The organism is Leucobacter soli, assembly GCF_042659205.1.
GTDB lineage: Bacteria > Actinomycetota > Actinomycetes > Actinomycetales > Microbacteriaceae > Leucobacter > Leucobacter soli.
This window is the reverse complement of sequence record NZ_JBHSRW010000294.1, coordinates 1-2,426: the sequence shown is the minus strand read 5'-3', so window position 1 is coordinate 2,426 and position 2,426 is coordinate 1. Positions and strand designations below refer to the sequence as shown.

General features: G+C 72.7%; 3 protein-coding genes. All 3 read right to left on the bottom strand.

All coding sequences use genetic code 11. The features are described from left to right. A partial coding sequence (locus ACFPZL_RS12310) for a 4-(cytidine 5'-diphospho)-2-C-methyl-D-erythritol kinase (protein ID WP_382335641.1) occupies nucleotides 1-378 on the bottom strand: 378 nt, incomplete at its 3' end. Nucleotides 379-439: 61 nt separating this feature from the next. After that, on the bottom strand, nucleotides 440-1,372 hold the full coding sequence (gene rsmA, locus ACFPZL_RS12305) for a 16S rRNA (adenine(1518)-N(6)/adenine(1519)-N(6))-dimethyltransferase RsmA (RefSeq protein WP_218115250.1): 933 nt from the start codon (nucleotides 1,370-1,372) through the stop codon (nucleotides 440-442). Further along, complete coding sequence (locus ACFPZL_RS12300) at nucleotides 1,365-2,294, bottom strand: TatD family hydrolase (protein WP_382335639.1); 930 nt, start codon at nucleotides 2,292-2,294, stop codon at nucleotides 1,365-1,367. Before ACFPZL_RS12300 ends, rsmA begins: the two co-directional genes overlap by 8 nt. Nucleotides 2,295-2,426: the final 132 nt, after the last annotated feature.

Here is a 2,426-nt window from a genome sequence, read left to right as displayed (position 1 = left end):
CCACAGCTCGTCGCAGGCGACCAGTGTGGCCGCAGCGTCTGCGGATCCGCCGCCCATGCCCCCCGCGATCGGCACCCGCTTGTGCACGGTCAGGGCGACACCCGCGTCCTGGCCGGTGGCCTCCGCCAGCAGGCGCGCGGCGCGCACGCACAGGTTCGACTCGTCGAGCGGCAGCTCCGACCCGTCGATCGGTCCGGTGAACCGCAGCGACACCTCGTCCGCGGGGCTCGCCGTGACCTCCTCGAAGAGGGAGAGCGCCTGATACAGCGAGGCGACGTCGTGGTAGCCGTCGGGCTGGCGCGCGCCGACCCGGAAGAGCAGATTGATCTTGCCCGGGGCGCGCACGGTCACCGACCGGACTCCGTGCTCCCCATTCACGGTTCCACGCTACTGCACTGCACGGCCCGGCGCGTACCCTCTCGATTCGGTCTGAAGCCGCTCAGGCTGCTGCGGCAGCGGCCCGGGCGACGGCCAGGTAGGCCTCGATGCCGAGCTGCTCGGCGCGCGCCGTGGGGTCGACCCCGGCGGCCTCGAGGATCGCGACGGTCCGTTCGCTCGGCCCCAGCACGGGCTGCAGCGCCTGGCGCAGCATCTTGCGCCGCTGCGCGAACGCGGCGTTCACGAGCTCGAACGCGGCCGCCCGCTCCGTCTCGTCGCCGAGCGGCGTCTCGCGGCGCTCGTAGCCGACCAGCACGGAGTCGACGCCCGGGACGGGCCAGAAGATGCGGCGGCTCACGTTCCCGGCGATCCGCCAGTCGCCGTACCAGGCGGCCTTCGCGCTCGGCGATCCGTACTCCTTGCCTCCGGGAGCCGCGGCAATCCGGTGCCCCACCTCGGACTGCACCATCACGAGGCCGCGTCTGAGCGCCGGGATCAGCTCGAGGAGGTGCATCAGGATCGGGACGGAGACGTTGTAGGGCAGGTTCGCGACGAGGATCTCGGGCAGGCGCCCCTCGGCGTCGGCGAGCTGCTCGGCAGTGACGTCGAGGGCGTCGCAGCGGATCACGCGCAGGCGATCCCGCGCCCCCGGCTGCATCTCGGCGACCGTGTGAGGCAGCTCGGCCGCCAGCCGCCCGTCGATCTCGATCGCGGTCACGTCGGCGCCGGACTCCGTGAGCCCGAGAGTGAGGGAGCCGAGCCCGGGCCCGATCTCGACGACGCGGTCGCCGGCGTCCACGCCGGCGGCGCGCACGATCTTCCGCACGGTGTTCGGGTCTATGACGAAGTTCTGGCCCAGCTTCTTGGTCGGCGAGACGCCGAGCCGCTCGGCGAGTTCGCGCACTTCGACGGGACCGAGGAGCTCGGGGCGGGGCGCTGCCCCGGTACGTCCCTCGGCCGTCTCGGCCGAGGCCTCGCCATCGACCTCAGCCATCGTCGTCCATCTCCCACGACCCGTAGACGCGCTCCGTGTTGGCGGCGAGCCGCGCGCAGAGCCCGTCGAGCGGTTCTCCCAGAACCTCGGCCATGCGGCGCACCGTGTGAGGCAGCAGGTAGGGGGCGTTGGGTCGGCCGCGGAACGGCTCGGGGGTGAGGAACGGCGCGTCGGTCTCCACCAGCACGCGCGAGGGATCCGCCACGGTGAGCGCCTCCCGGAGAGCCGGCGCGTTCCGGAAGGTCATCGTCCCGGCGAACGAGAGGTACCAGCCGTGCTCGGCGCAGATCCGCGCGAGTTCGACGTCGCCGGAGAAGCAGTGGAAGACCGTCCGCTCCGGCGCCCCGACCCGGCGCAGCGTCGCGACAACCTCGTCGTGCGCGTCGCGGTCGTGGATCTGCAGGGCGATGCCGTTCGCCTTCGCGATGTCGATGTGCGCCTCGAAGGACTCGAGCTGCGCGTCCCGCCCGTCCTCGCCCGTGCGGAAGAAGTCGAGTCCGGTCTCTCCGACGGCGCGCACCCGCGGCTGCGCGGCGAGCCGGGCGATCTCGGAGAGGTGCTCGCTGAGGCGCCCCTCGGCGAACAGCCGCGGCGCCTCGTTCGGGTGCAGCGCCACGGCTGCGAGCACGCGCGAATCGCTCGCCGCGAGCTGGGCCCCCCACCGACTGGTCTCGAGGTCGGTGCCGACCTGCACGACGCCTCGGACGCCGACCGCATCGGCGCGGCCGAGCGAGTCCAACGGATCGAGCAGGTCGAGCCCATCCTCGAACTCGAGGTGCGTGTGGTTGTCGTAGACCGGGATCGGCAGAGGCTCGGGTGCCGGCGGACGGGTCAGATCGCGGGTTTCACCGCCCTTGCGCTTGCGCAGGCCTCCCGCCGGCGCGCCTCCGCCGTCGCCGGGTTCGCGCAGCGACTCGCTCACTTCGCCGCTGCCTCGTTCTCGATCCGCGGGAAGAGCACGTCGATCGTCTGCTGCGGCGCGCCCGCGGGCAGCCGTCCCCACTCGCCGAACCGGGCGATGCGCTCGGGAACGGAGTCGAGGAACTCGTCGATG